This is a genomic window from Pseudomonas abyssi (genome assembly GCF_002307495.1).
Classification (GTDB): domain Bacteria; phylum Pseudomonadota; class Gammaproteobacteria; order Pseudomonadales; family Pseudomonadaceae; genus Halopseudomonas; species Halopseudomonas abyssi.
In genome coordinates this window covers 71,299-98,086 of sequence record NZ_NTMR01000024.1, presented here as the reverse complement: position 1 = coordinate 98,086, position 26,788 = coordinate 71,299, and the positions used below count along the sequence as shown (strand labels likewise).

The 26,788-nt window shown below is 63.8% G+C and carries 23 protein-coding genes; 16 read left to right on the top strand and 7 right to left on the bottom strand.

Annotated elements, in window-relative coordinates:
* Nucleotides 1-4: 4 nt before the first annotated feature.
* The 9 genes from CNQ84_RS16590 to CNQ84_RS16545 all read left to right on the top strand — a co-directional run bounded on the left by CNQ84_RS16590 (nt 5) and on the right by CNQ84_RS16545 (nt 10,717).
* A complete protein-coding gene (locus CNQ84_RS16590) occupies nt 5-664 on the top strand; it encodes a uracil-DNA glycosylase family protein (protein WP_096005953.1) in 660 nt (219 codons plus the stop codon).
* Nucleotides 665-1,066: 402 nt separating this feature from the next.
* Nucleotides 1,067-1,444, top strand: a complete 378-nt coding sequence (locus CNQ84_RS16585; RefSeq protein WP_096005952.1) for a MerR family transcriptional regulator — start codon at nt 1,067-1,069, stop codon at nt 1,442-1,444.
* A gap of 34 nt (nt 1,445-1,478) precedes the next feature.
* Entirely contained in the window at nt 1,479-1,919 is a 441-nt protein-coding gene (locus CNQ84_RS16580) for an acetyltransferase (protein ID WP_096005951.1), read from the top strand.
* Nucleotides 1,920-1,988: 69 nt separating this feature from the next.
* Entirely contained in the window at nt 1,989-3,152 is a 1,164-nt protein-coding gene (locus CNQ84_RS16575) for an isovaleryl-CoA dehydrogenase (protein WP_096005950.1), read from the top strand.
* 171 nt (nt 3,153-3,323) lie between these two features.
* Nucleotides 3,324-4,931: a carboxyl transferase domain-containing protein gene (locus tag CNQ84_RS16565; RefSeq protein ID WP_096005948.1), complete on the top strand. Its 1,608-nt coding sequence runs from the start codon at nt 3,324-3,326 to the stop codon at nt 4,929-4,931.
* Between the two features lie 201 nt (nt 4,932-5,132).
* A complete protein-coding gene (locus tag CNQ84_RS16560; protein ID WP_096005947.1) occupies nt 5,133-5,933 on the top strand; it encodes a gamma-carboxygeranoyl-CoA hydratase in 801 nt (266 codons plus the stop codon).
* Complete coding sequence (locus CNQ84_RS16555) at nt 5,926-7,863, top strand: acetyl/propionyl/methylcrotonyl-CoA carboxylase subunit alpha (RefSeq protein ID WP_096005946.1); 1,938 nt, start codon at nt 5,926-5,928, stop codon at nt 7,861-7,863. The genes CNQ84_RS16560 and CNQ84_RS16555 overlap by 8 nt, the downstream gene beginning before the upstream one ends.
* Nucleotides 7,860-8,768: a hydroxymethylglutaryl-CoA lyase gene (locus tag CNQ84_RS16550; protein WP_096005945.1), complete on the top strand. Its 909-nt coding sequence runs from the start codon at nt 7,860-7,862 to the stop codon at nt 8,766-8,768. Before CNQ84_RS16555 ends, CNQ84_RS16550 begins: the two co-directional genes overlap by 4 nt.
* A complete protein-coding gene (locus tag CNQ84_RS16545) occupies nt 8,765-10,717 on the top strand; it encodes an acetoacetate--CoA ligase (RefSeq protein ID WP_096005944.1) in 1,953 nt (650 codons plus the stop codon). The genes CNQ84_RS16550 and CNQ84_RS16545 overlap by 4 nt, the downstream gene beginning before the upstream one ends.
* Before the next feature lie 41 nt (nt 10,718-10,758).
* Here the strand turns inward: CNQ84_RS16545 and CNQ84_RS16540 are convergent, their stop codons facing one another.
* From CNQ84_RS16540 to CNQ84_RS16510, 7 genes are all read right to left on the bottom strand, one after another.
* Nucleotides 10,759-11,709, bottom strand: a complete 951-nt coding sequence (locus CNQ84_RS16540) for an isopenicillin N synthase family dioxygenase (RefSeq protein ID WP_096005943.1) — start codon at nt 11,707-11,709, stop codon at nt 10,759-10,761.
* 32 nt (nt 11,710-11,741) lie between these two features.
* Nucleotides 11,742-13,088, bottom strand: a complete 1,347-nt coding sequence (locus CNQ84_RS16535) for an amidohydrolase family protein (RefSeq protein ID WP_096005942.1) — start codon at nt 13,086-13,088, stop codon at nt 11,742-11,744.
* Between the two features lie 216 nt (nt 13,089-13,304).
* Entirely contained in the window at nt 13,305-13,979 is a 675-nt protein-coding gene (locus CNQ84_RS16530; RefSeq protein WP_096005962.1) for a TetR/AcrR family transcriptional regulator, read from the bottom strand.
* A 57-nt stretch (nt 13,980-14,036) separates the two neighbouring features.
* A complete protein-coding gene (locus CNQ84_RS16525; RefSeq protein WP_096005941.1) occupies nt 14,037-14,792 on the bottom strand; it encodes a hypothetical protein in 756 nt (251 codons plus the stop codon).
* A 57-nt stretch (nt 14,793-14,849) separates the two neighbouring features.
* Nucleotides 14,850-15,776, bottom strand: coding sequence for an ABC transporter permease (locus CNQ84_RS16520; RefSeq protein ID WP_096005940.1), 927 nt, complete (start codon nt 15,774-15,776; stop codon nt 14,850-14,852).
* A gap of 1 nt (nt 15,777) precedes the next feature.
* Nucleotides 15,778-16,860: an ABC transporter permease gene (locus CNQ84_RS16515; protein WP_096005939.1), complete on the bottom strand. Its 1,083-nt coding sequence runs from the start codon at nt 16,858-16,860 to the stop codon at nt 15,778-15,780.
* Nucleotides 16,847-18,391, bottom strand: a complete 1,545-nt coding sequence (locus CNQ84_RS16510) for an ABC transporter ATP-binding protein (RefSeq protein ID WP_096005938.1) — start codon at nt 18,389-18,391, stop codon at nt 16,847-16,849. The genes CNQ84_RS16515 and CNQ84_RS16510 overlap by 14 nt, the downstream gene beginning before the upstream one ends.
* A 262-nt stretch (nt 18,392-18,653) precedes the next feature.
* On the opposite strand from CNQ84_RS16510, the gene xdhA reads away from it, so the two are divergent.
* From xdhA to CNQ84_RS16475, 7 genes are read left to right on the top strand one after another with little or no spacing between them, the layout of a single operon-like run.
* Entirely contained in the window at nt 18,654-20,120 is a 1,467-nt protein-coding gene (gene xdhA, locus CNQ84_RS16505) for a xanthine dehydrogenase small subunit (protein WP_281254837.1), read from the top strand.
* Nucleotides 20,113-22,470, top strand: a complete 2,358-nt coding sequence (gene xdhB, locus CNQ84_RS16500; RefSeq protein WP_096005936.1) for a xanthine dehydrogenase molybdopterin binding subunit — start codon at nt 20,113-20,115, stop codon at nt 22,468-22,470. The genes xdhA and xdhB overlap by 8 nt, the downstream gene beginning before the upstream one ends.
* Entirely contained in the window at nt 22,467-23,345 is an 879-nt protein-coding gene (xdhC, locus tag CNQ84_RS16495; protein ID WP_096005935.1) for a xanthine dehydrogenase accessory protein XdhC, read from the top strand. Before xdhB ends, xdhC begins: the two co-directional genes overlap by 4 nt.
* The gene (gene uraD / locus CNQ84_RS16490) at nt 23,342-23,842 is read left to right on the top strand and encodes a 2-oxo-4-hydroxy-4-carboxy-5-ureidoimidazoline decarboxylase (RefSeq protein ID WP_096005934.1); all 501 of its coding nucleotides are present in this window, start codon (nt 23,342-23,344) and stop codon (nt 23,840-23,842) included. Before xdhC ends, uraD begins: the two co-directional genes overlap by 4 nt.
* The gene (uraH, locus tag CNQ84_RS16485) at nt 23,839-24,180 is read left to right on the top strand and encodes a hydroxyisourate hydrolase (protein ID WP_096005933.1); all 342 of its coding nucleotides are present in this window, start codon (nt 23,839-23,841) and stop codon (nt 24,178-24,180) included. Before uraD ends, uraH begins: the two co-directional genes overlap by 4 nt.
* A gap of 1 nt (nt 24,181) precedes the next feature.
* Nucleotides 24,182-25,543: a guanine deaminase gene (gene guaD, locus CNQ84_RS16480; protein ID WP_174704270.1), complete on the top strand. Its 1,362-nt coding sequence runs from the start codon at nt 24,182-24,184 to the stop codon at nt 25,541-25,543.
* Nucleotides 25,524-26,765 carry a urate hydroxylase PuuD gene (locus CNQ84_RS16475; protein WP_096005932.1) on the top strand — a complete coding sequence of 414 codons (1,242 nt, stop codon included), beginning with the start codon at nt 25,524-25,526 and terminating at the stop codon, nt 26,763-26,765. The genes guaD and CNQ84_RS16475 overlap by 20 nt, the downstream gene beginning before the upstream one ends.
* Nucleotides 26,766-26,788 lie beyond the last annotated feature (23 nt).

Genomic DNA, 26,788 nt, shown 5'->3' with positions numbered 1-26,788 from the left:
ACTCATGGATAATAAAGAAATTTCCGAAATAATTTGTATTGATGAGTTGATGGCTGCTTGGAAAGAGGCATTCCCGGAGGGCTGGCACTTCAACCACGACGGAGTGATCTCAAAAGAGAATTGGGATAGTAGTGGAAAAAGAGTTTTGTTTGTTTTAAAGGAAACAAATAAAGCCAAGCAGAATGTTGTTACTGCAATCAATAGAGCTATTGACGTTAAGAAAAGCGGATGGTGGCGAGGAAAGGTTCTTCGGCGTGTGGGACGATGGGCTTACGGGATTCAAAATTATGATGGGGTTGTGCCGCCATTCAAAGATGCAAAGCTAAATGAAAAAAACGCAATTAAGAACATTGCATACATAAATATAAGGAAGACTTCTGGGAGTGCTACAACCAATAAAAAGGCGTTTGATACACATGCTAGTGAATTTGCCACTTTTGTTAGAAGGCAAGTTGAGTTGATAAAGCCTGATGTTGTTGTGCTTTGCGGTACATATAGTCAAGTTAAACGCTATATATTCCCCGAGATTAAAAAAGTGAGTGAGCGGGTTCATGTGCATGAGGGGATTGTCTTTATTAACGCTTTCCACCCTGCCGCAAGGAAAAAATCGGCAATTCTTTACCATCATGTGCTCGACAATTATCACGCTTACAAAAATCTTTAAAATTTGAGAGCTGCGCATAACAAGTTGCTGCACTCGGAAAAATCACTCGCTACGCTCCTGATTTTCCGGTGAGCAAGGCGTTACGCAGTTTCCAAACTTACTTGATGTCGGCCCCGTTCGCTGGTCACCAAAAACCGCATACTCGGTGATTGGCACTGAGCCTTTTGTCACTTTTCCCTTGAGCGCCGCGTCCGACATCGCGGCTGTCTCGTCCTCCTCTATTTGTAGATGTGAGTGGGGCAGTATTCGTTGCAATCCAGATATTGACTCTCTCGCCCGCAGATAAAGCTGATCACTTGCAGCTTGCAGCTTGCAGCTTGCAGCTTGCAGCTTGCAGCTTGACGCACCAGCGTCCAGCAGCTTACCTTTACGTTAACGTAAAGCAACCCAAGCTGCCGCTCCATGACCCAGACCTACAGCATTTCCGACCTCGCCCGTGAGCTGGATATCACCACGCGGGCGATTCGTTTTTATGAGGAGCAGAACATGCTCAGCCCCGAGCGGCGTGGGCAGGAGCGGGTTTATAGTCCTAAGGACAAGGTGATTCTCAAGCTGATTCTGCGCGGCAAGCGCATCGGGTTTTCGCTGGCGGAGTGTCGGGAGCTGATTGAGCTGTACGACCCGGGCCACGGCAATCGCAAGCAGCTGGAGACCTTTCTGGACAAGATCACCCAGCGCCGTGCGCAGCTGGCGCAGCAGTTGCTGGATATCGAGCAGATGCAGATCGAGCTGGATACCGCAGAAGAACGTTGTCGAACGGCGCTGGAGCAAACGAATTAACGCCAACCGCACCCCCCCCTTTTTTGAGTGAATCATGCATATAGAAACCGTCGATCAATCGCAGTATCCGCAGCTCCTGACCATCTGGGAGGCGTCGGTGCGCGCTACCCATGACTTTTTGGCCGAGGCTGATCTGCTGGAGCTGAAGCCGCTGATTCTGGAGCAGTATTTTGCTGCGGTGGATCTGCGTGTCGCCAAGGGCAGCGATGGCGAGGTGCTGGGCTTTTGCGGCGTCAGCGATGGCAATATCGAGATGCTGTTTATCGCCCCCGAAGCCCGTGGGCAGGGCGTGGGCGCGCGTTTGAGCACGTACGCGATTGAACATCAGGGCGCCACTAAGGTGGATGTGAACGAACAGAACGTGCAGGCGTTGGGCTTCTATGAGCACGTTGGCTTTGCGGTGGTCAGCCGCTCGCCGGTCGATGGGCAGGGCAAGCCCTATCCGCTACTGCATATGGAGCTGGCTGGGCGCTGACCATCACGGGCGTGGCCTGCCCTGAAAAACAACACTGATGCACCAACAACAATAAACACAGGTGACTCCATGCATTACCCATCGCTGAACTTCGGTCTTGGCGAGACCATCGACATGCTGCGCGAGCAGACCCGCAATCTGGTTGATGCCGAGCTGGCGCCGCGGGCAGCGGAGATCGACCGGGAGAATCAGTTTCCGGAGGACATGTGGCGGCGCTTTGGTGACATGGGGCTGCTGGGCATTACCGTGCCTGAGGAGTACGGCGGCTCTGGGCTGGGGTATCTGGCGCATGTGGTGGCGATGGAGGAGATCAGTCGTGGGTCGGCGTCGGTGGGTTTGTCCTACGGGGCGCATTCCAACCTGTGCGTGAACCAGATCAACCGCAACGGCACGCCGGAGCAGAAGGCAAAATACCTGCCCAAGCTGATCAGTGGCGAGCATATCGGGGCGCTGGCGATGAGTGAGCCGAACGCCGGTTCCGATGTAGTCAGTATGAAGCTGCGGGCTGAGCGAAAGGGTGACCACTTCGTGCTCAATGGCAGCAAGATGTGGATCACTAACGGCCCGGACGCGCACGTTTACGTCATTTACGCCAAGACCGAGCCGGAAAAAGGGCCGTACGGCATCACCGCCTTTATCGTCGAGCGCGATTGGGCCGGCTTCTCGCGCAGTCCCAAACTGGACAAGCTGGGCATGCGCGGCTCGAACACCTGCGAGCTGGTGTTCGACAACGTCGAGGTGCCGGTGGAGAACATCCTTGGTCAGGTCAACGGCGGCGTGAAGGTGCTGATGAGCGGGCTGGATTATGAGCGCGTTGTGCTTTCCGGTGGCCCGACCGGGATCATGCAGAGCTGCATGGACGTGGTGGTGCCCTATATCCACGACCGTCAGCAGTTCGGCCAGAGCATCGGTGAGTTCCAGCTGATCCAGGGCAAGGTCGCCGACATGTATACCCAGCTCAACGCCAGCCGCGCCTATCTGTATGCCGTGGCACAGGCCTGCGACCGTGGCGAGACCACCCGCAAGGACGCCGCCGGGGTGATTCTCTACACCGCCGAGCGCGCGACCCAGATGGCGCTGGACGCGATCCAGATTCTCGGCGGCAACGGTTACATCAACGATTACCCCACCGGCCGCCTGCTGCGCGACGCCAAGCTGTACGAGATTGGTGCGGGCACCAGTGAGATTCGGCGGATGTTGATTGGACGGGAGTTGTTTAATGAGACGCGGTGAGGCAGCCGCAAGTTATAAGCTGCAAGCGGCAAGCAGCACGGAGATGCCTCGGGGTTGGGAGCACCTAGTCGACGAGGGTGCCGAAGTTCCGTCTGGCAAAAATAGTGGAGTGACCGCGATCAGCTTGCAGCTTGTAGCTTGTGGCTTGCAGCTGGCCAGGGAGCGCGTGCAATGAGCATTCTACCAACCCAAATCACCCCCACCTCACCGGAATACGCGGCCAACGCGAAGGCCATGCGCTCCCTGGTCAGCGACCTGCAAGCCCTGCTTGCCGCCATTGCCCAGGGCGGTGGCGAGGCGGCGAATGCGCGGCATTTGGCGCGCGGCAAGCTGCTGCCGCGTCAGCGGGTGGATGCGCTGCTCGATCCGGGTTCGGCTTTTCTGGAGATCGGCCAGCTGGCCGCCCATGAGGTCTATGGTGAGTCGGTTCCGGCGGCCGGGGTGATTGCCGGTATTGGCCGGATCGAGGGCGTTGAGTGCATGATCATCGCCAATGACGCCACGGTGAAGGGTGGCTCCTATTATCCGCTGAGCGTGAAGAAGCACCTGCGGGCGCAAACCATCGCCCGCGAGAACCGCCTGCCCTGCGTCTATCTGGTTGATTCGGGCGGCGCTAACTTGCCACGGCAGGACGAGGTGTTCCCGGACCGTGAGCACTTCGGGCGCATCTTCTTCAACCAAGCCAATATGAGCGCAGCGGGCATTCCGCAGATTGCTGTGGTGATGGGCTCGTGCACCGCGGGTGGCGCCTATGTGCCGGCGATGGCCGACGAGACCATCATGGTGCGCGAACAGGCGACTATCTTCCTCGCCGGGCCGCCGCTGGTGAAGGCGGCGACGGGTGAAGTGGTCAGCGCCGAGGCGCTGGGCGGTGCGGATGTGCATTGCCGCACCTCGGGCGTGGCCGACCATTACGCCGAGAACGACGAACACGCGCTGGCTCTGGCCCGCCGCTGCATCGCCAATCTGAACTGGCACAAGCAGGGTGAGCTGAACTGCCGCCCGGTGCTGCCGCCGCGCTATCCGGTGGAGGAGCTGTACGGGGTGATTCCGGCCGACAGCAAGCAGCCGTTCGACGTGCGCGAGGTGATTGCGCGGCTGGTCGACGACAGCGCGTTCGATGAGTTCAAGGCGCTGTTCGGCACCACGCTGGTCTGCGGTTTTGCGCATCTGCACGGCTATCCGGTGGCGATTCTCGCCAACAACGGCATCCTGTTTTCCGAGGCCGCGCAGAAGGGCGCGCACTTTATCGAACTGGCCTGCCAGCGCGGCATTCCGCTGCTGTTCCTGCAGAACATTACCGGCTTTATGGTCGGCAAGAAGTACGAGGAAGGCGGCATCGCCAAGCACGGCGCCAAGCTGGTGACCGCGGTGGCCTGCGCGAGGGTGCCCAAGTTCACGGTGATCATCGGCGGCAGCTTTGGCGCCGGTAACTACGGCATGTGCGGCCGCGCCTACGATCCGCGTTTTTTGTGGATGTGGCCGAATGCGCGCATCTCGGTGATGGGCGCCGAACAGGCCGCGGGCGTGCTGGTGCAGGTCAAGCAGGAGCAGGCCGAGCGCAGTGGCGAGCAGTTCAGCGCCGAGCAGGCCGAAGCCCTGCGCCGGCCGATCCTCGATCAATACGAACGCCAGGGTCACCCCTACTACGCCAGCGCCCGCCTGTGGGACGACGGCGTGATCGACCCGGCGCAGACGCGGGATGTGCTGGGGTTGGCGATTTCGGCGGCGTTGGGAGCGCCTATACCGGCTAGCACGTTCGGTGTGTTTCGGATGTAGCGGCGCACATCAGCCGCAAGCCGCAAGCCGCAAGCTTCAAGCTGACCGAGCCGGCGGAGCGTTTTTTGCGAGGCAGGTAACCCTGCGTTGGCTTGGGTTAGCAAACGAGCTTGTGGGCTGCACGGACAGCTTGCCGCTTGTAGCTTGCGGCTTGCAGCTGCGCGAGCAAGAGCGCGCCAGTCACTAATCGAGAAGAATCGAATGAGCCAGTACCAGACTATAGAAATTGAATTCCGCGAAAACGGTGTGGCGACGCTCTGGCTTGCTCGCGCAAGCAAGAACAACGCCTTCAACGCGCAGATGATCCGCGAGCTGCTGGACGCCCTGGATGCGGTAGCGGCCAACCCGGCGGTGCGCTTTATGCTGCTGCGGGGGCGTGGCAAGCACTTCTCTGCCGGTGCTGATCTGGCCTGGATGCGCGACTGCGCGGCGCTGGATTACAACGCCAACCTGGACGACGCCCGCGAGCTGGCGCAGCTGATGGCCTCATTGGCACAGCTCAAGGTGCCGACGCTGGCGGTGGTGCAGGGCGCGGCCTTTGGTGGGGCGCTCGGGCTGATCAGCTGCTGCGACATGGCGATTGGCGCGGAGGACGCGCTGTTCAGTCTGTCGGAGGTGCGCATTGGTCTGCTGCCGGCGGTGATCAGCCCGTACGTCACCCAGGCCATCGGTGCCCGTGCCACCCGCCGCTACGCGCTGACCGCCGAGCGCTTTGACGGGCTGCGGGCCCGCGAGCTGGGGCTGCTGGCTGAGTGTTATCCGGCGGCCGGGCTGGAGGCGGCGCTCGATCAGTGGGTCGCCAACCTGCTGCAGAACGGCCCGCAGGCGATGATGGCCACCAAGGCGCTGCTGCAGGAAGTCGGGCTGGGTGAAATGAGCACCCCGCTGCGCCGCTACACCGAGGCGGCGATTGCCCGGGTGCGGATCAGCCCCGAAGGTCAGGAGGGTCTGTCGGCCTTCCTGGAAAAACGCCAACCCGACTGGTGCGCGAGCCATGATTGAATCCCTGCTGATTGCCAACCGCGGCGAAATTGCCTGCCGCATCATGCGCACCGCGCGCGAGCTGGGTATCGCTACCGTGGCGGTGCACAGCGAGACCGACCGCGATGCCCTGCACGTGCGCAGCGCCGATCAGGCGGTCAACCTCGGTGGCGCCCGCCCGAGTGACAGTTACCTCAAGGTTGAGGCGATCATCGCCGCAGCCAAAGCCGCCGGCGCCAATGCCATTCACCCCGGTTACGGCTTTCTCTCGGAGAACGCCGACTTTGCCCGCGCGGTCGCCGCCGCCGGGCTGATCTTTGTCGGCCCGCCGGCCAGCGCGATTGACGCCATGGGCAGCAAGTCGGCGGCCAAGGCGCTGATGGAAACCGCCGGGGTGCCGCTGGTGCCCGGGTATCACGGCGCCGATCAGGCGCTGGAGACCTTCCGTGCCGAGGCCGCCAAGATCGGCTACCCGGTGCTGCTCAAGGCAGCGGCTGGCGGCGGCGGCAAGGGCATGAAGGTGGTCGAATCGGAAGCGGAGCTGAGCGAGGCGCTGTCCTCCGCCCAGCGTGAAGCGCAGGCGGCCTTTGGCGATGCGCGCATGCTGGTCGAGAAATACGTGCTGCAGCCGCGCCACGTCGAGATTCAGGTGTTTGCCGATCAGCACGGCAACGCGGTGTATCTGGCCGAGCGCGACTGCTCGATCCAGCGTCGCCACCAGAAGGTGGTGGAAGAAGCGCCAGCGCCCGGATTGTCGCCCGAGCTGCGACGCGCCATGGGCGAGGCGGCGGTCACCGCGGCGCGCGCCATTGGCTACGTGGGCGCCGGGACCGTGGAGTTTCTGCTCGACGCCCGTGGTGAGTTCTTCTTTATGGAGATGAACACCCGCCTGCAGGTCGAGCACCCGGTGACCGAACTGATCACCGGGCAGGATCTGGTCGCCTGGCAGCTGCGCGTGGCTCAAGGGCAACCGCTGCCGCTGAGCCAAGAGCAGATTGTGCTGCGCGGTCACGCGATTGAAGTGCGGCTCTATGCCGAAGACCCGGAGCAGGACTTTCTGCCCGCCAGCGGCGAGCTGACGCTCTACCGCGAACCGGCTGCGGGCGTTGGGCGGCGGGTCGACAGCGGGGTGGTCGAAGGTGACCGCGTCTCGCCGTTCTATGACCCGATGCTGAGCAAGCTGATCGCCTGGGGTGAAGACCGGGAAACCGCCCGCCGCCGTCTGCTGGCGATGCTGGCCGAGCAGCAGCTGGGCGGAGTGCACAGCAACCTCGCCTTCCTGCGCCGGGTGCTGGCGCATCCGGCCTTTGCTGCCGCCGAGCTGGACACCGGTTTTATCGCCCGTCATACCGACGTCCTGTTGCCTGCACCGGCCCCGCTGCCCGACGCCTTCTGGGCGCTGGCGGCCCGCGCCTGGTTGCTGACTCAGCCCGCGGACAGGCGCGCTGATGACCCGCACAGCCCCTGGGCCAGCGCCTCCGAGTTGCGCCTCGGACTGGCCGGCGAGCAGCGCCTGCATCTGCGTTGTGGCGAGGCCGAGGCACGTGCCCTGCCCGCTGCCGGCGTCAGCCTGCAGGGCGGTCAGTTGCTGGTTGAGGGGCGTCGTCATCGCGTGCAACGCCGCGGTCAGTGGCTGTTTGTCGAGTGGAACGGGCAGTTGCAACGGGTCACCCTGGTGGACCCGGTCAGCGAGGTAGAGGCCCGGCAACACGGCCACGGCGGGCTGACAGCACCGATGAACGGCAGCGTGGTGCGGGTGCTGGTCGAGCCGGGTCAGCAGGTCGCCGCTGGCGAGTTGCTGGTGGTGGTCGAGGCAATGAAAATGGAGCACAGTATTCGCGCTGCCGAGGCCGGAGAGGTCACGGCCGTTCACTGCGCCGAGGGTGATCTGGTTGACGAAGGCCGGGTGCTGGTGGCGCTGCAACCGCTTGCTGAGGAGGCAACGGCATGAGCATGCCGCAACAGGTGCGTCTGGTCGAAGTCGGTCCGCGCGATGGCCTGCAAAACGAAAAACAACCGATCAGCGTCGCCGACAAGGTGCGTCTGGTCGATGACCTGAGCGCTGCCGGGCTGCGTTATATCGAAGTCGGCAGCTTCGTTTCGCCCAAGTGGGTGCCGCAGATGGCCGGCTCGGCCGAAGTATTTGCCGCGATTCAGCAACAGCCCGGCGTGACCTACGCGGCGCTGGCGCCGAACCTCAAGGGCTTTGAGGGCGCGCTCGCCGCCGGGGTGAAGGAAGTGGCGGTGTTTGCCGCCGCCAGCGAGGGGTTCTCGCAAAAGAACATCAATTGCTCGATTGCCGAGAGCCTGCAGCGCTTTGAGCCGATCATGGCCGCGGCCAGGGAGCACGGCGTGCGGGTGCGTGGTTATATCTCCTGTGTGCTGGGTTGCCCGATTGACGGTGACGTGGCACCGGAGCAGGTAGCAGCGATTGCCCGCGAGCTGCTCGACAGCGGCTGCTACGAGGTCTCGCTCGGCGACACCATCGGCGTCGGCACCGCAGGCGATACCCGCCGGCTGATCGAGGTGGTTGGCCGCGATATCGACCGCAGCCTGCTGGCCGGGCATTTTCACGATACCTACGGGCAGTCGCTGGCGAATATCCACGCCAGCCTGCTGGAAGGCGTGGCGGTATTCGACAGCTCGGTCGCCGGGCTCGGCGGTTGCCCCTACGCCAAGGGCGCGACCGGCAACGTCGCCAGCGAAGACGTGCTCTACCTGCTCAATGGGCTGGGCATCGAGACGGGTGTGGACATGGCGGCGCTGGTGCAGGCCGGGCAGCACATCTGCAACGTGCTGGGCAAAGCCAACGGCTCGCGCGTGGCGCGGGCCTTGCTGGCGCGGGAGCAGGCATGAGCGAACCCTTGTGGCGGCCGAGCCCGGAGCGGGTTGCGGCCAGCCGGATGGATGGCTTCCGGCGCTTTATCAATCAGCGCCATGGGCTGGCGTTGGCCGACTACCCCGCGCTGCATCAGTGGAGCGTCGGCGCGGTTGCGGACTTCTGGCAGGCAGTGGCGGACTTCTTTGCGGTGGACTTCAGCACCCCGCCGCAGCGGGTGCTGGATAACCCGGATGCCATGCCCGGCGCGCAGTGGTTTGCCGGTGCCGAGCTGAATTTTGCTGCCCACCTGCTGCGCCGGCGCGACGACCATCCGGCGCTGATTGCGATCAGCGAAGACGGTCAGCGTGAACAGCTCAGCTACGCCGAGCTGGCCGCGCGGGTGGCCGGGTTGCAGCAGCACCTGCTGGCGCTCGGTGTGCAGCCCGGTGATCGGGTCGCGGCGCTGATGCCCAATACCTGGCAGACGGTGGTCGGCATGCTGGCGGCGGCCAGTATTGGCGCGGTCTGGTCATCCTGTTCGCCGGATTTTGGTGCGCAGGGCGTGGTCGACCGCTTCGGCCAGATTGAGCCGCGGGTGCTGATCGCCTGCAGCGGTTACCGCTACGCCGGTAAGCAGCTGGATATGGGCAGCAAGCTCGCGGAAATCCTGCCGCAGCTGGGCGGCCTGCAGCAGCTGATCATGGTGCCTTACGGTGGTGTGGAGCCGTGTCTGGCGGAGTTTGCCTCGGTGGTCTCGACCGCCCACTGGGACGACGTAAGCCAGCCGGCCGGCAGCCCGGCGTTCACCGCCCTGCCCTTTGCCCAGCCGCTCTACATTCTGTATTCCAGCGGCACCACCGGGGTGCCCAAGTGCATCGTTCACGGTGCCGGTGGCACCCTGCTGCAGCACCTCAAGGAACACGGCCTGCACACCGATCTGGGCAGCGAAGACGTGCTGTTCTACTTCACCACCTGCGGCTGGATGATGTGGAACTGGCTGGTCTCCGGGCTGGCGCTGGGCGCGACGCTGGTGCTCTACGATGGCTCGCCGTTTGAGCCCTCTGCCGAGCGACTGATCGACCTGATCGACGCGGAAAACATTAGTATTTTCGGCACCAGCGCCAAGTACCTGGCCGCGCTGGAGAAGGCCGGTGTCGAGCCGAATCGCAGCCACCAGCTGAGCCGCCTGAAGGCGGTGCTGTCGACCGGTTCACCGCTGGCGCACGAGGGTTTTGACTACGTCTACCGCTGCTTCAAACCGGACCTGTGCCTGTCGTCGATCTCCGGCGGCACCGACATCGTCTCCTGCTTCGCCCTTGGCAACCCGACCGCGCCGGTCTGGCGTGGCGAACTGCAGTGCAAGGGCCTCGGCATGGCGGTCGAGGTGTGGGATGACGAGGGCCAGCGGCTGGCCGAGGGCAAGGGCGAGCTGGTCTGCAGCAAACCTTTCCCGTCGATGCCGCTGGGCTTCTGGAAGGACGAGGACGGCAGCCGCTTCCGCGCCGCCTACTTCGAGCGCTTCCCCGGCGTTTGGGCGCACGGCGATTACGCTGAAGAGACGCCGCACGGCGGGCTGATTATCCATGGCCGCTCGGATGCAGTGCTTAACCCCGGTGGCGTGCGTATTGGTACTGCGGAAATCTATCGGCAGGTGGAAAAGGTCGAGGCGGTGCTGGAATCGCTCGCCATCGGCCAGCAGTGGCAGGGCGATGTGCGGGTGGTGCTGTTCGTGCGCCTGCGCGACGGTGTGACGCTGGATTCGGCACTGGAGGCGGAGATCCGCCAGGTGATTCGCGCCAACGCCACCCCGCGTCACGTGCCGGCGAAGATCATCGCGGTCAGCGATATCCCGCGCACCCGCAGTGGCAAGATCGTCGAACTGGCGGTACGCAACGTGGTGCACGGTCTGCCGGTGAAGAACACCGACGCGCTGGCCAACCCCGAAGCGCTGGATCTGTTTCGCGACTTGCCCGGGTTGCAGTAGCCGGGCAGGCCGGGTTTCTGCTTGGCCTGCCCGGTGCTGGCTTAGCTGCGTTCTACCCGGTGCTCGTAGGTGGCATTCAGGCGGGCGGTGAGGTATTCGGCGCAGGTAATCGGCTCGTACTTCGGCGCTTCATCCGGGATCACGTCACGCGGGTCGACGATGGAGTCGGGGTTCACTTCCAGGAAGAAGGCGATGGAGTAGCGTTCCTGCTCCGGCGGGCGCACGCGGTGCGGGGTGGAGACGTAGGTGTCGTTGCTCCAGCGCATCAGGCAGTCGCCGATGTTGCAGACGAAGGCGCCCGGTACGTGCGGGGCGTCGATCCATTGACCCTGACGGGTCAGCACCTGTAGGCCGGCGACCTTGTCGGTGGCCAGCAGGGTGACGTTGCCGTAGTCGGTGTGGGCGCCGGCGCCGCCGTCTTCGCGGTCAATCTGACCGGCGCTGGCCGGATAGCGCAGCATGCGCAGGGTGGCGATCGGACTATCCAGATGCGCGGCGAAGAAATCCTCCGGCAGGCCCAGGTCGATGGCAAACCCCTTGTGGATCAGCCGGCCGAGGTTCAGGCAGCCGTCGAAGTAACCGAGCATGGCGTCGCGCCAGCCGTCGATCGGTGGCCAGAAGTTGACGCCGCGAAAAGGCTTGCCGGCCAGTACATCCGGGTGGTCGGCCGGGAAGTCGGTGCCGATGTTGAAGGCTTCCTTCATGTCCGCACCCGCTTCCGGGTTGAGTTTTTCGTCGGCCATGGCGACGTAGCCGCGGTTGTGCGGTGATTTCTTGATCGACATGGCCTGCTTGGTCTCCAGCGGTAGCTCGAACACCCGTTTGGCGTTGGCGAAGGCGCCGGCCATGACGTCTTCCGGGACGCCGTGGTCGACGGCGTAGAAGAAACCGATTTCACGGCAGGCAACGCCCAGCTGGCGAGCGGTCTCGGCGCGGACGGCGGGGTCTTCGCTGTTCAGGCCAGCGACGGAAATAAGGGGCAGTGATTGCATGGTTTGGCTCCTGACTGCGGGCGGGCAGTCGTTTAGATCATCGAGGTACGCAGGTGCGCGATATCGCGACACTGCTGAAAGAGTGCGAGGCCCTGCTGCTGGGCCTCAGCGATAACCGTCTGTTCGCTCACCCGGGTGGCGCGGCCGTTGTCGATCAACTGCCGGCCATCAACCCAGACCGCGGCGACGTTGCGGGCGTCGGCGGCGAAGACCAGATTCCACAACAGATTGCCGCCGGCGTTATTGATCTCGGTCGGTGTCAGGTTGGGTTGGGCCAGATCGAGCAGCAGCAGGTCGGCCTGCTTGCCGACTTCCAGCGAGCCGATGCGATCACCGAGGCCCAGGGCGCGAGCACCGTTGATGGTCGCCATGCGCAGGATCTGGTCGGCCGGCAGCACGGTGGCGTCCAGCCGGGTGGCCTTCTGGATCAGCGAGGCGAACTTCATTTCCTCGAACAGGCTGAGGCTGTTGTTGCACACCGGGCCGTCGGTGCCGAGGCCAACGGTGATGCCGGCGGCGAGCATTTCCGGCACGCGGGCGACGCCGCTGGCGAGCTTGGCGTTGCTGATCGGGCAGTGGGCGATGCTGGTGCCCGTGTCGGCGACGCGCTTGATCTCCTCGTCGGTCAGCCAGACGCAATGGGCCAGCAGGGTGCGCTCACCGAGGATGCCGTAGTGATCCAGCTGGGCGATGGAGCGGCGACCAAACTCGGCTTTGACGGCGTCGTCTTCTTCCTTCTGCTCGCTGGCGTGGGTGTGAATGCCGACGCCGTATTCGGCCTGGCATTCCAGCGCTTCGCGGTAGGCATCGGCGGTGCAGTAGAACAGGTGCTCCAACCCCATCCAGACCTGAATACGACCGTTCTGTGCGTCGTGGTGGCTGTGGATCAGCGCGCGGTTCTCGGCGCGGGTGGCGAAGAAGTCCTTGCCGGGTGCGTCGGCCACGTAGGGCGCCAGATTCACCCGCAATCCGACCTCACCGGCGGCATCGGCGCAGCGGTGCATAAAGCGGTACATGTCCATCACGCAGGTGGTGCCGCTCTTCAGCGCTTCCAGATAGCACAGGCGCGCCGAGTGGAAGGCGTACTCTTCGGTGAGCGCGCGGTGTTCCAGCTGATACCAGGGCAGCCAGTCCATCAGCTGCATGTTCTCGGTCACGCCGCGCATCAGGCTGGAATGGGAGTGGGCGTCGATCAGACCGGGCAGCAGCGCGTGGCCGCTGGCGTCGATCACCGGCACGCCGGGCGGGATGATCAGCTCGTCGCTGGGGCCGACGGCGCTGATGCGCCCGTCCTGCACGATGAGCGTGCCGCGGTGGATGACGCGGTTGTGCGGATCGACGGTAAAGATAGCTGCATCACGCAGCGCAAACTGGCTCACTGGCTACTCCTGGCAGGTGACTGAACTGACGCAGCGTCGGTTCAGGACACTGTGACGGCACGGCGGGCACGGAAGCGGTCAGCTTGGCTGATGTCTTCCTCGGAGGCTGTCCGAGCGGAACACATTAAAACGGGTTGGTATTATCCCCCGCAGCAGCGCTCAGCACCACCGGCGGAAGGGTTTAGGGCAGGCTGATGAATGAAGCGTCAACAGACCCTAGGCCGTGCGTGCGCTCTGCACGGCTGTTGCGGGTACGGCCAGACCACAGCCACGCAGGATCACTTCGGTGAGGAAGTTGGCGGCGTGGTCAAAGTCTTTCTGTTCGTACTCGGCCTTGTTTTCAACCATCAGCACCTGCACCTGGAAATCGGCGTAGTGCTGGGTTGAGGACCAGATCAGGAAAATCAGTTGTACCGGGTCTACCGGTGCCATGCGGCCCTGATCGATCCATTGCTGCATCACGGCGGCGCGGCCACGCACCCATTCGCGCATGTTGGTACGCAGGTGGGTCATCAAAAAGGGCGCACCCTGCATGATCTCCATGGCAAACAGCCGGGAGGCCAGCGGGTACAGACGGGACATCTCGACCTTGGCGCGGATAAAGCTGGCCAGCGCCTCGGCGGGGTCGTCGTCGACGGTCACGCTGGAGAACACGGCGTTCCAGCGCGAGAGAATATCGTCGAACATGGCTGCATAGATCTTCTTCTTGTTGCTGAAGTAATACAGCACGTTCGATTTGGGCAGTTCGGCCCGTTCGGCGATGTTCTGGATGGTGGCACCACGATAGCCGTGCAAGGCAAATTCCTGTTCCGCTGCCGCCAGAATGATCTCGTGGTTGCGTTCGCGAATGCGGCCGGGCTTGTAACTCCGGGGTTTGCTCTTGCTGGTCATGGTCATCCGTCGCCTTGTTCCAGTGCGGGGCCGGCCTGACCGGCCCCATGGGTGTTGTCAGAAGTGGAATTTCACCAGCGCGCTGACGGCGCTTTCGGTGTCCATCACATCATCATTCAGACCGTACTTGTTGTTCCAGTAGGAGTACTCGATACCTGCGTAGAGTACGCCCGGGCTGCCACGGTAGTTACCCAGGTCCAGCTTCAGCTGCGGGTTGAAGTGGAAGTCGGACTTGTGGTCGTCTTCGGCAGTGGACCAGTCAATGTAACCGTCGAACAGGATACGGGTGCTGCCAAATTCCATCGCCTTGCCCCAGACGACGGTGGTTTGATAATCGTCAGAGGTCTCGCTGTTGTCTACGTAGTAGAAACGGGTCGCGAAGTACATGAAGCCCGGCATGTTCCAGTCGATACCCGGACCGACCATGTAGTTGTTGACGTTGGTGCCGCCGCCAAACTCGTACTGACCGGACAGAGTAAAGTCCTTGATCAGGCCATCGCCGCCCAGCTTGTTGCCGGTCAGCCAGCTCAGGCTCAGGTTAGGCGCGAATTCACCATACAGATCGTCAGTGTCAGTGTCCTTGCCGTGACCCTGGTTGCGGTCAACGAAGAAGAAGGTGCTGCCCCAGTCGTGACCGGTCGCGTTCTCGAAGGTAAAGAACGTTTGCGTGGTCTTGGTCTTGCCGAAGGCCTGATAGTCGTCGCTGTACAGAATCGAAATGCTGGAGTCGGAGAAATACTTCTCAGCGTGTGCAGCCGGGACAAAGGCGCCTGCGATGCAAGCGGCGATCAGGGTTTTTTGCAGTGTGCTCATATTCGATGCTTCCTGGAATCAGTGATTTAGTTTTGATTGGCATAGTGGGTGCTCAAGTTATTTGCTCGGCCTATAGGGTTGGCCGATTGATAGGGGTGTGTTGAGGCGGGTCCGCGCGGGATTCCACGACAACAGCACCAGGACAATGATGGTGACGACATAGGGCAGCATGGCCAGCAGCTCGGTCGAGCTGTTCCAGCCGAGCCCCTGCAGCACCAGGTGCAAGATGCTGGCGGCGCCGAACAGATAGGCGCCGAGCAGCACACGCTCGGGTTTCCAGGTGGCGAATACCACCAGGGCCAGCGCGATCCAGCCGCGACCGGCAGTCATGTTCTCGGTCCACATGGGGGTGTAGGCCAGCGACAGGTAGGCGCCCGCCAGGCCGGCCATGGCGCCACCAAAGGCGACGGCCATGTAGCGCACCGGCAGCACTTTCAGGCCATTGGCGTTGGCCGCTTCCGGGGACTCGCCGACGGCGCGCAGAATCAGGCCGCCGCGGCTGTACTTGAGAAAGCAGAACACCAGTACAAAGATCAGCAGCGAGCCGTAGACCAGCAGGTCCTGGTTGAACAGCACCGGGCCGATGACCGGGATGTCCGACAGCAGCGGAATGGCAATCTTGTCGAAGCCGTCGATCGACTGACCGACAAAGCCGCTGCCGACAAAGGAGCTCAGGCCGATGCCGAAGATGGTCAGCGCCAGGCCGGCGGCATACTGGTTGGCGGCCAGGGTGATGGCCATCAGCGCGAACAGCATGGACATCAGCACGCCGCCCAGCATGGCTGCCAGAATGCCCATGCTCAGGCTGCCGGTGGAGGTGGCGGCGATAAAGCCGATCACCGCGCCCATCAGCATCATGCCTTCCTGGCCGAGGTTGAGCACGCCGGAGCGCTCGCACACCAGCTCACCCAGGGCGACCAGCAGCAGCGGGGTGCCGGCGACTACGGTCGCGGCGAGTACGTTGGTAATCAGTACGGCGTCCATCTCAGGCCTCCCCTGCTACGGCCTTGGGGGCCCGACGAATGCGAATGCGGTAGTGGATAAAGGCGTCACAGGTCAGCAGATAGAACAGCAGCAGCCCCTGGAACAGCCCGGTGATCGCCTTGGGCAGCGCCATGGCGATCTGCAGCATCTCGCCGCCCATGAAGGTCAGTGCCAGCAGCGCGGCCGCCAGCACAATGCCGACCGCCTGCATGCGCCCGAGGAATACCACGATGATCGCGGTATAGCCGTAGCCGGGTGACACCTGCGGCACCAGCTGGCCGAGCGGGCCGGTCACTTCCGACGCACCCGCCAGACCGGCCAGACCACCGGCCAGAATGAACGCCAGCAGAGTCAGACGCTTGGCCGGGAAGCCGGCGAAGGCGGCGGCGCGCTCGTCTTGGCCCAGCACCTTGAGCTGGAAGCCGACGAAGGTGCGGGCGAACAGCACGCCGACCGCGACCGCCGCCAGCAGGCCGAACAACAGGCCGATGTGCAGGCGGGTATCGGGGATCAGCTTGGGCAACAGCGCCGAGGCGGCGAACATCTCCGACTGCGGAAAGCCGAAGCCGTACGGATCCTTCAGCGGGCCGTGAACCGCGTACAGCAGCAGGTTCAGGGCGATGTAGTTGAGCATGATAGTGGTGAGGATCTCGTTGCAGTGGAACTGCGTTTTCAGCAGCCCCGCCAGCAATGCCCAGGCGGCACCGGCGACCATGCCGGCGATCAGCACCAGCGGCAGCACCCAGGGGCCGCTCTGGTCGCTGAACTGCAGAGCAGCCGCGCTGGCCCACAGTGCCCCCATCAGGAAGTGCCCTTCGGCGCCGATATTCCACAGCTTGGCGCGGTAGCAGATGGTCAGGCCGGCCGCGCAGAGCAGCAGCGGTGCCATCTTCAGGCCCAGCTCGGCCCAGCCGTGTTTATCGCTCAACGGGGTCAGGAAGAAGAAGGTCAGGCCCTCGACCGGGTCCTTGCCCAGGGCCATAAAAATGCCCATGCCGGTGATGATGGTAAGGATCAGTGCCAGCAACGGGGAGGCCCACTGCATGGCGCGGGAGTCGACGGCGCGACGCTCAAGCGACAGCATGGGAAACCTCCGAAGGTGCAGCGCTGGGGAAATCACCGGCCATCCACTGGCCGAGTCGTTCAATGGTCAGCTCACTGGTGTTGACCAGCGGCGACAGCCGACCGGCGCAGATCGCGCCCATGCGGCCACAGAGCTGGAACAGCTCGTCCAGGTCCTCGGAGATCAGCAGCACGGCGGCGCCTTCGTCACGCAGACGCACCAGCGCCTCGTGGATGGCAACCGCCGAACCGACATCAACTCCCCAGGTCGGGTGCGAGGCCACCAGCAGCTTGGGTTGCTGCATGGCTTCACGGCCGATGATGAATTTCTGCAGATTGCCGCCGGACAGGCTGGCGGCGTGGCTGTCGATGCTGGCGGTGCGCACGCCGAAGGCCTCGACAATACGACTGGCATAGTCACGCACCTTGCCCATGGCGACCCAGCCGGTGTTCACCATGCCTTCGCCATAGGCGGTCAGCAGGCTGTTGTCGACCAGCGACATGGATGGCACCGCGCCGCGGCCCAGGCGTTCTTCCGGCACCACCGCCACGCCCAGGCGGCGACGGACAGCGGGCTTGGCCTGGCCGATGGCCACACCGTTGAGGGTGATGCTGTCGTTGCTGACCAGCGCCTCGCCCGACAGGGCGCGCAGCAGCTCGTCCTGGCCATTGCCCGCGACGCCGGCAATGCCGACGATTTCGCCGGCGCGCAGGCTCATGCTCAGGGCCTGCAGGCTGGTGCCGAAGGGGTCGCTGGTGCGGTAGTTCAGTTCACGCACGTTCAACAGCACCTCGCCCGGCTCGCGCGGCTCGACCTGGGTGGACAGCGGAGTTTCGTTGCCGACCATCATGCGGGCGATGTCGTCGGTGCTGACCTCGGCCGGGTTGCACTCGCCGGTCACCCGGCCCTGGCGCAGCACGGTGGCGCGGTGGCAGAGGTCACGCACTTCCTGCAACTTGTGGCTGATAAATAGAATGCTGCAGCCCTCATGCGACAGCTGGCGCAGGGTACGGAACAGGGTTTCGACCTCCTGCGGGGTCAGCACCGAGGTCGGCTCATCGAGAATCAGCAGTGAGCTTTCCTGAATCAGGCAGCGGACGATCTCGACCCGCTGGCGCTCGCCAATCGACAGGCTGTTGACGTAACGACGCGGGTCCAGCGCCATGCCGTAGTGCTCGGAGACCTCGCTGATGCGGGCTTCCAGTTTGCGCCGGTCGCGGGCCTGATCGGCCGGCAGGCTGAGGGCGATGTTCTCGGCTACTGTCAGGGTTTCAAACAGCGAGAAGTGCTGAAACACCATGCCGATGCCCAGTTCCCGGGCGTGGGCTGGACCTTGCAGGGTCAGCGGATGGCCGTTCCAGGTGATACTGCCGGCGTCGGGCTGGATGACGCCGTAGATGACTTTCATCAAGGTGCTCTTGCCGGCGCCGTTCTCGCCGAGCAAAGCATGAATTTCGCCTGCGTTGACTGTGAGCTGGACACCGTCGTTCGCCCGGCATCCGGGGTACTCCTTGACGATGTTTTCCAGCTTCAGGCGTTGTGCGGTTGCCATTCAGTTTCCTCTATGGGCGTTGTACCGGCGCGTATAGATGACAGGCCGGGCGACGACGCCCTATTAATAACTGACCAATCAATCAACATTTTCTGTCAGAGCAATTTGCTTGCCAAAAGTCAAAAAACCGCGAAAATCAATTTTTCGGACTAGTTGGTCAAGTTTTTGCAAATCTACTCCCAGCCTCTGTGTGCGCCACTGCTGTGGCGCCACGCCTGAACCCGCCTGAATGGGCCAAACCGTGCATAGAGCGGAGACGACCGTGATTGAGTTCTATCTAAATGGCCAGCCGGAAAAACTTGACCGTGCTGACCCAAACATGAGCATCCTTGACTGGCTGCGCACCAAAAAGCGGCTTAGTGGCACCAAAGAAGGCTGCGCCTCCGGTGACTGCGGAGCTTGTACCGTGCTGCTGGGTAGCCCTGCCGACGACGCGGGCGCGCATTATACGGCAATCAACAGTTGCATCAGCCTGATCGGCTCGCTGCATGGCAAGCACCTGATTACCGTGGACGCGCTGTCGCCGCAGCAGGCGCATCCGGTGCAGCAGGCCATGGTCGAGTGCAGTGGTTCGCAGTGCGGCTTCTGTACACCGGGCTTTATCATGTCGATGGTGGGTCTGCATCAGCAGGTAGCCGGCAGCAACAGCACCGCCAGCGAACACCAGTTGATGGAGGCGCTGGCCGGCAACCTGTGCCGCTGTACCGGCTATCGGCCGATTCTCGAAGCGGGTCGCCGCACCCTGGTCGATGCGGTGCAGCACTGGGATGGTGCCGCCTTGTTCGAACCTGCACCGGCGCAGACCTTCAGCGACACCCGCGCACGCGCCGCCAGCCTGGAAGATGACGAGGGCAAGCGCTTTGACGCGCCGGTGGAGCTGAGCGAACTGCGCAGCCTGCTGGCGGCCAACCCGGATGCCCGACTGGTGGCCGGCAGCACCGACCTGGCGCTGGAAATTACCCAGCAGCTCAAGACCCTGCCGCGGCTGATCTCGGTGGAGCAGGTTGCCGCGCTGCACGCCCTGGACTGCGACGAACAAAACCTGACCATCGGGTCGGCTGCGACCTACAGCGAGTTTGCTCCTACGCTCTGTGCCGACTGGCCGGCCTTTGCCGGCATGCTGGAGCGTCTTGGCTCACTGCAGGTACGTAACCGTGGCACCCTCGGCGGGAATATCGGTAACGCCTCGCCCATCGGTGACATGCCGCCGCCGCTGATCGCCCTTGGCGCGCAGATTCAGCTCGACGGCGCCGATGGCGAGCGTTGGCTGGCGCTGGAAGACTTCTTCGTGGACTACAAGAAAACCCGGCTGGCGCCGGGCGAATTCATTCGCGCCGTGCAGGTGCCGCGCCCGCAAGATAACCAGCGGCTGTTTATCTACAAGATTTCCAAGCGGCTGGATGACGACATCTCCGCCGTGTTGGGTGCCTTCTGGCTGCAGTTTGACGGCGATACGGTCAGTGATTGCCGGCTGGCGTTTGGCGGTATGGCGGGTATTCCCAAGCGTGCAACGGCGGCGGAAGCGGCGCTGCGCGGTGCCGTCTTTGATGACACCGCCGTGGCGGCCGCGCAGGCGGCGCTAGCGAGCGACTTCTCGCCGCTGTCCGATGTGCGCGCCTCGGCCAGCTACCGCATGTCGGTGGCCGGTAACCTGCTGCTGCGCGCCCTCCTTGAAAGTCGTGCCGGCGAGACCGGTGCCCCAGCCCTGACGGTGACCGACTATGCGTAAACTGCCCCGTGACATCTCTCGCCAGAGCGGCCAGCCGGTCGGCGTGGCAGGTCAGAGCACGCTGCACGACAGCGCCTGGCTGCACGTCAGTGGTCAGGCTCGCTATATCGATGATCTGCCCGAGCCTGAAGGCATCCTGCACGCGGCGGTCGGCCATAGCGAGCAGGCGCATGCCCGGATCAAGAGCATGGACCTGTCCGCCGTCCGCGCCTATCCCGGTGTGGTGGCGGTACTGACGGTCGATGACGTGCCCGGCCACACCGATATCGGGCCGGTTTTTCCCGGCGACCCGGTACTGGCTGGCGAGCTGGTCGAGCATATTGGTCAGCCGATCTTCGCGGTGGCGGCCACCAGCCATACCGCTGCGCGCAAGGCGGCGAAGCTGGCCAAGGTCGAGTACGAGCCACTGCATGCGGTGCTGGACACCCGTGAGGCGCTGGAGAAGCAGTTCTTCGTGCGTCCCAGCCACACCCAGCAGCGCGGTGACCCGGATGCGGCATTGGCCGGCGCGCCGCATCGCCTCAAGGGCGAAATCAACGTCGGCGGGCAGGAGCACTTCTATCTGGAAGGTCAGGCCTGCGTGGCGTTGCCGCAGGAAGACGGTGGCATGTTCGTGCACACCTCCAGTCAGCATCCCTCCGAGGTACAGAAGCTGGTGGCTGAAGTGCTCGGCGTGCCGATTCATGCCGTGACCACCGAGGTCCGCCGCATGGGTGGCGGCTTTGGCGGCAAGGAAACCCAGGCCGCACCGGTGGCTTGCGTCGCGGCCCTGCTGGCCAACGCCACCGGGCGCGCGGTGAAGTATCGCCTGTCGCGCCCGGATGACATGGTGCAGACCGGCAAGCGCCATGACTTTTTCAATACCTACGACATCGGTTTTGACGAGCAGGGCGTGATTCAGGGTGCCGAGATCATGGTGGCCGGGCGCTGCGGCTACTCACCGGACCTGTCCAATGCGATTGTCGAGCGCGCGATGTTCCACTCCGACAACGCCTATTATCTGGATCAGGCGCGGGTCACCGGCCATTGCTGCAAGACCCACACCGTCTCCAACACCGCCTTCCGCGGCTTCGGCGGCCCGCAGGGCATGATGGTGATCGAGCAGGCGGTGGACGACATTGCCCGCTATCTGCAGCTCGACCCGCTGGAGGTGCGCAAGCGCAATCTGTATCGCGAAGGCCGCGATACCACCCATTACGGCCAGACTATTACCCATCACGTGCTGCCGGAGCTGATCAGCCAGCTGGAGACCAGCTCGGACTATCAGGCCCGCCGCGCCGAGATCCGCGCCTTCAACCAGCAGAGCCCGGTGCTCAAGCGCGGGCTGGCGCTGACGCCGGTCAAGTTTGGTATCTCCTTTACCGCCAAGCACCTCAACCAGGCAGGCGCGTTGGTGCTGATCTACACCGACGGCAGCCTGCAGGTGAACCACGGCGGCACCGAGATGGGTCAGGGCCTGTACATCAAGATAGCGCAGGTGGTGGCAGCGGCGTTCCAGGTCGACGTCGATAAGGTCAAGGTGACCGCCACGCGTACCGACAAGGTACCCAACACCTCGCCCACCGCCGCCTCCTCCGGCTCGGACCTGAACGGTATGGCGGCGCTGGACGCCTGCGAGAAGATCAAGGCGCGGCTGATTGCCTTTGCCGCCGCCGAATATGGCTGTGAGCAGAGCGCCGTGCGCTTCGAGAACAACCAACTGGTAGCGGGCGACATCCGTCTGGACTGGGCCGACTTTATCCAGAAGGCCTACATGAACCGCATCGCCCTGTCCTCCTCCGGCTTTTACGCCACGCCGAACATCTACTACGACCACGCCAAGGGCCAGGGCCACCCGTTCCTGTATTACGCCAACGGCGCTGCCTGCTCCGAGGTAGTGCTGGATACCCTGACCGGCGAGTACCGGGTGCTGCGCACCGACATCCTGCACGACGCCGGGCAGTCGCTGAACCCGGAAATCGACATCGGTCAGATTGAGGGCGGTTTTGTCCAGGGTATGGGCTGGCTGACCACCGAGGAGCTGGTCTACAGCGACCAGGGCCGCCTGCTGACTACTGGCCCTGCGACCTACAAAATTCCGGCGGTGTCGGATACGCCGCCGGACCTGCGCGTCAACCTGCTGGCCAACAGCCCGAACAAGGAAGCCACGGTATTCCGTTCCAAGGCCGTGGGCGAGCCGCCGTTGATGCTCGGCATTGCGGTCTGGAGCGCCCTGCGCGACGCCGTAGCCAGCCTGACCGATTACCGCTATAGCCCGCCGCTGGACACCCCGGCCACCCCCGAGCGCATGTTGGCGGCAGTGACGGCAGCGCGCCAGTGGGCGCTGGCCGAACAGGAGGCCGTGTCATGAACAAGCAACTGCGCTGGTTCGAGGCGGTCGCCGACTGCGAGCAGCGCGGCGAGCCCTATGCGCTGGTCACCGTGGTCGGTGTTGCCGGCTCGGTGCCGCGTGAGCCGTCGAGCAAGATGGTGATCAGCGGCGAACACACCTGGGACACCATCGGCGGCGGTCATCTGGAGTATCTGGTCACCGCCCGGGCCCGCGAGCAGCTGGCTGCCGGTCGTTACGAGACGCTGCTGGAGCACTTTCCGCTGGGCGCGTCGCTGGGCCAGTGCTGCGGCGGCAGCGTCTCGGTACTGCTCGAAGGCCAGCCCGGCAGCGATGCGCAGTTGGTGGTATTTGGCGCCGGCCATGTAGCGCAGGCGCTGATGACGATCATGGGCCAACTGCCCTGGCAGGTGACGCTGGTGGATTCCCGCGCCGAGGTGTTCCCGGCTGACCTGGCGCCGAATATCAGGGCGCTGCACAGCGACGATCCGGTCGGCGATGCCCCGGTGCTGTGCCGTGGCCGCCATGTGCTGATCCTGACCCACAATCACCAGCTCGACTACGACCTGTGCCGCGCCCTGCTGGACGCCGGCGATGCTGCCTCGATCGGCCTGATCGGCTCGCAGACCAAGGCCGACCGCTTCCGTCAGCGGCTGGCCCATCGCGGCTACAGCGACGAGCAGATCGCCCGCATTCGCTGCCCCGTTGGGCGCAGCGATGTGCCGGGCAAGCGGCCGATGGAAGTGGCGGTATCGATCAGTGCCGAATTGCTGGCCCTCGGCAAGCCGGCTGCCCCGCGCGAGCGCCGTCGCGGCGTGAGCTGGCCGCAACTGCGCGATCTGATGAAACAGGACCACACCCTTGAGACACCGCAACAGCCGGTGGAGACAAAATGACTTTAGAACACCTGAACACCCTGCCTGAAGACGAAGCGCTGGCGGTCTTTCGTGACTGCTGCGCCGCTGATGCCTGGGCGCGCCCGATGGTCGTCGCCCGCCCCTATCACAGTGCCGAAGCGCTGCACGGCACCGCCCGCGCGCTCTGGCCCAACCTGCACGAGGCCGACTGGCTGGTGGCCTTTGAGGCGCACCCGAAGATCGGCGACATCAAGAGCCTGAAAGCCAAGTACGCCAGCACCGAAGCGCTGGCCAGCGGCGAGCAGGCCGGCGCGCGTGTTGCGCCTGATGAGATACTGCAGCGCCTGAAAGACGGCAACGACGCCTACTTCGACAAGTTCGGCTTTATCTTCATTGTCTGCGCCACCGGCAAGAGCGCCGAACAGATGCTTGAGCTGCTGGAGCAACGCCTGCCCAACAGCCGCGAGCAGGAGCTGCGCATCGCCGCTGAAGAACAGGCCAAGATCACCCACATTCGTCTGGACAAGCTGCTATGAGCAAGAGCCCGATTACCACCCATATTCTCGACCTCGGCAGCGGCAAGCCCGCCGCCGGTGTGCGCATTACCCTTGAACAGCAGCAGGGCGACAGCTGGGTCACGCTGGCCAGCGCCGAAACCGACGCCGACGGCCGCGTGCTGAACGGTTTTGGCAGCGAAGCGGTCGCCGGTGTCTATCGCCTGACCTTCGACACCGACGGCTATTACGCAGACCAGGGCCTGCGCTGTTTTTACCCGCAGGTCACCATCGCCTTCCGCCTGGACGATGTTCAGGCCCATTACCACGTGCCGCTGCTGCTCAACCAGTGGGGCTATTCGACCTACCGGGGGAGCTAGGATGACGACCAACTCTGATGCCGTTGGCGTGTCGGCCTTCCGCGGCCCACTGCTGCACTTTTTGTCCGAACCGGGCCTCGGTGCGCCCGATCCGGCCAGCTACAGCTACTTCAGCGACGGCCTGCTGGTGGTTGCCGATGGCCGGGTGCAGGCGGTGGGTGACGCCGCCGAGCTGTTGCCGACCCTGCCGGCGGGTACCGCGGTCGAGCATTCGCCGGAGGGGCTGATTCTGCCCGGCATGATCGATACCCACGTACACATGCCGCAGCTGGCGGTGATGGCCAGTTACGGCACCCAGCTGCTGGAGTGGCTGGAAACCTATACCTTCCCGACCGAATCGCGCTTCGCCGACGCCGACTGGTCGGCCAAACAGTCCAAGGTCTTCCTCGACCTGCTGCTGGCGCACGGCACCACCTCGGCGCTGGTGTTCAGCACCTCGCACAAGGTCGCCAGTGAAGCGCTGTTCAGCGCTGCGCACGAGTACAACATGGCAATTACCACCGGCCGGGTGATGATGGACTGCAACGCCCCGGACGGCGTGCGCGACACCGCCGAGGCCAGCTATGAGGAGAGCCGCGAGCTGATCGCCCGCTGGCACGGTACCGGCCGTCAGCGCTACGCCGTGACCCCGCGTTTTGCCGCGACCTCGACCCAGGCGCAACTGACCTACGCCGGCAAGCTGATGACCGAGGCCGAGGGCCTGTTGATGCAGACCCACTGGGCCGAGAATAAGGCCGAGATTGCCTGGATTGCCGAGCTGTTCCCGGACCGCGCCAGCTATCTGGACGTTTACGACCACTTTGGCCTGCTTGGCCCGCGCAGCGTGCTGGCGCACGGCATTCATATTGACGATGCCGACCGCGCCCGGCTGGCCGAAACCGGCACCCGCATCGCCTTCTGCCCGACCTCCAACACCTTCCTCGGCAGCGGCCTGTTCGATCTGGCCAGCGCCCGCGCGGCGAATGTCGAGGTCGGCCTGGCGTCGGATGTCGGCGGCGGCACCAGCCTGTCGATGCTGGTCACCATGGCCGAGGCCTACAAGGTCTGCCAGCTGCGCGGCCAGAGCCTGAACCCGTTCCAGGCGTTCTACATGGCGACCCTCGGCAACGCCAGGGTGCTGCATCAGGAGGCCGAGACCGGCAACCTGGCACCCGGCAAGATGGCGGACTTTCTGATCATCGACCGTGCCGCCAGCCCGATTCAGCAACTCAAGCACAGCGCCGAGCGCGATCTGTCGGGCATCCTGTTCGACCTGATGATCCTCGGCGACGACCGCAGCATCCGTCGCACCTACATCGCCGGCCAGTGCCGTTACGACCGCGACGCCGTACAAGGAGCAGCCCATGCTGGTCTACCTGTCTGAATGGCTCAGCCTGATCATCCGCTGGTTCCACGTGATTGCCGGGGTCGCCTGGATCGGCGCTTCGTTCTACTTCGTCTGGCTCGACAACAACCTGCGCGAGCCGCCGGCGTGGAAGAAGCAGAAAGGCATCAAGGGTGACCTCTGGGCCATCCACGGTGGCGGCTTCTACGAGGTGGCCAAGTACGAAGTCGGCCCCGAACAGATGCCGTCCGACCTGCACTGGTTCAAGTGGGAGGCCTACAGCACCCTGCTCAGCGGTCTGGCGCTGCTGGCCGTGGTGTATTACATGGGCAACCCCGGCTACCTGATCGATCCGAGCAAGCTGGCGCTCAGCGGTGCCGGCGCTGTCGCCATCGGTGTGGGCACGCTGGTGGCGGTCGTCGCTTTGTATGAGGCGCTGATTCGCAGCCCGCTGGCGCGCAACGGCATGGCCTTCGGCGTGGTGCTGTATCTGATTCTGGTGGCGGTCGCCTTCGGCCTGTATCAGGTGTTTGCCGGTCGCGGAGCGTACATTCACGTCGGTGCGGTGATCGGCACCATCATGGTCGGCAACGTCTTCCTCGGGATCGTGCCGGCCCAGCGCGCGCTGGTGAATGCGGTGGCCCGTGGCGAGAAACCGGGTGCAGAGGTCGTCATGCTGGCCCAGCGCGCCATGCTGCGCTCGCGCCACAACAACTACCTGACCCTGCCGGTGCTGTTCATCATGATCAGCAACCACTACCCGATGTTCTATGCCCATGCCCACGGCTGGCTGGCGCTGGCGGCGATCGGTGCGATCACGGCCTACGCGCGGCACTTCTTCAACCTGCGCAATCAGGGCCAGTTCAAGCCGTCGATTCTGGTTGTCAGCGCGCTGGCCACCGTCGCCCTGATCTGGGCCATGGCGCCGAGCGCCCCTTCTACCGTGGCGACCCACAGTCACGGCTCGGCGCAGACCGACAGTGAAGGCGCTGCGGCGGCACCGACTCCGGTGACCAACGCCGAGATCAGCCAGCTGTTGGCCACCCACTGTCAGGCCTGCCACGCCGCCACGCCGACCAGCCCGGCCTTCCAGGCCCCGCCGGCCGGCATCGTCCTGGACAGCCTGGAACACCTGAAGCAGTACGGCGACAAGGTCTACCAGGCGGCGGTAGCGACGCATTACATGCCGCTGGGCAATATGAGCGGCATGAACGATGAAGAACGCAGCGTGCTGGGCCGCTGGCTGCAGGAGAATCGCTGAGGGGATGGCAAGGTGGTGGAGGC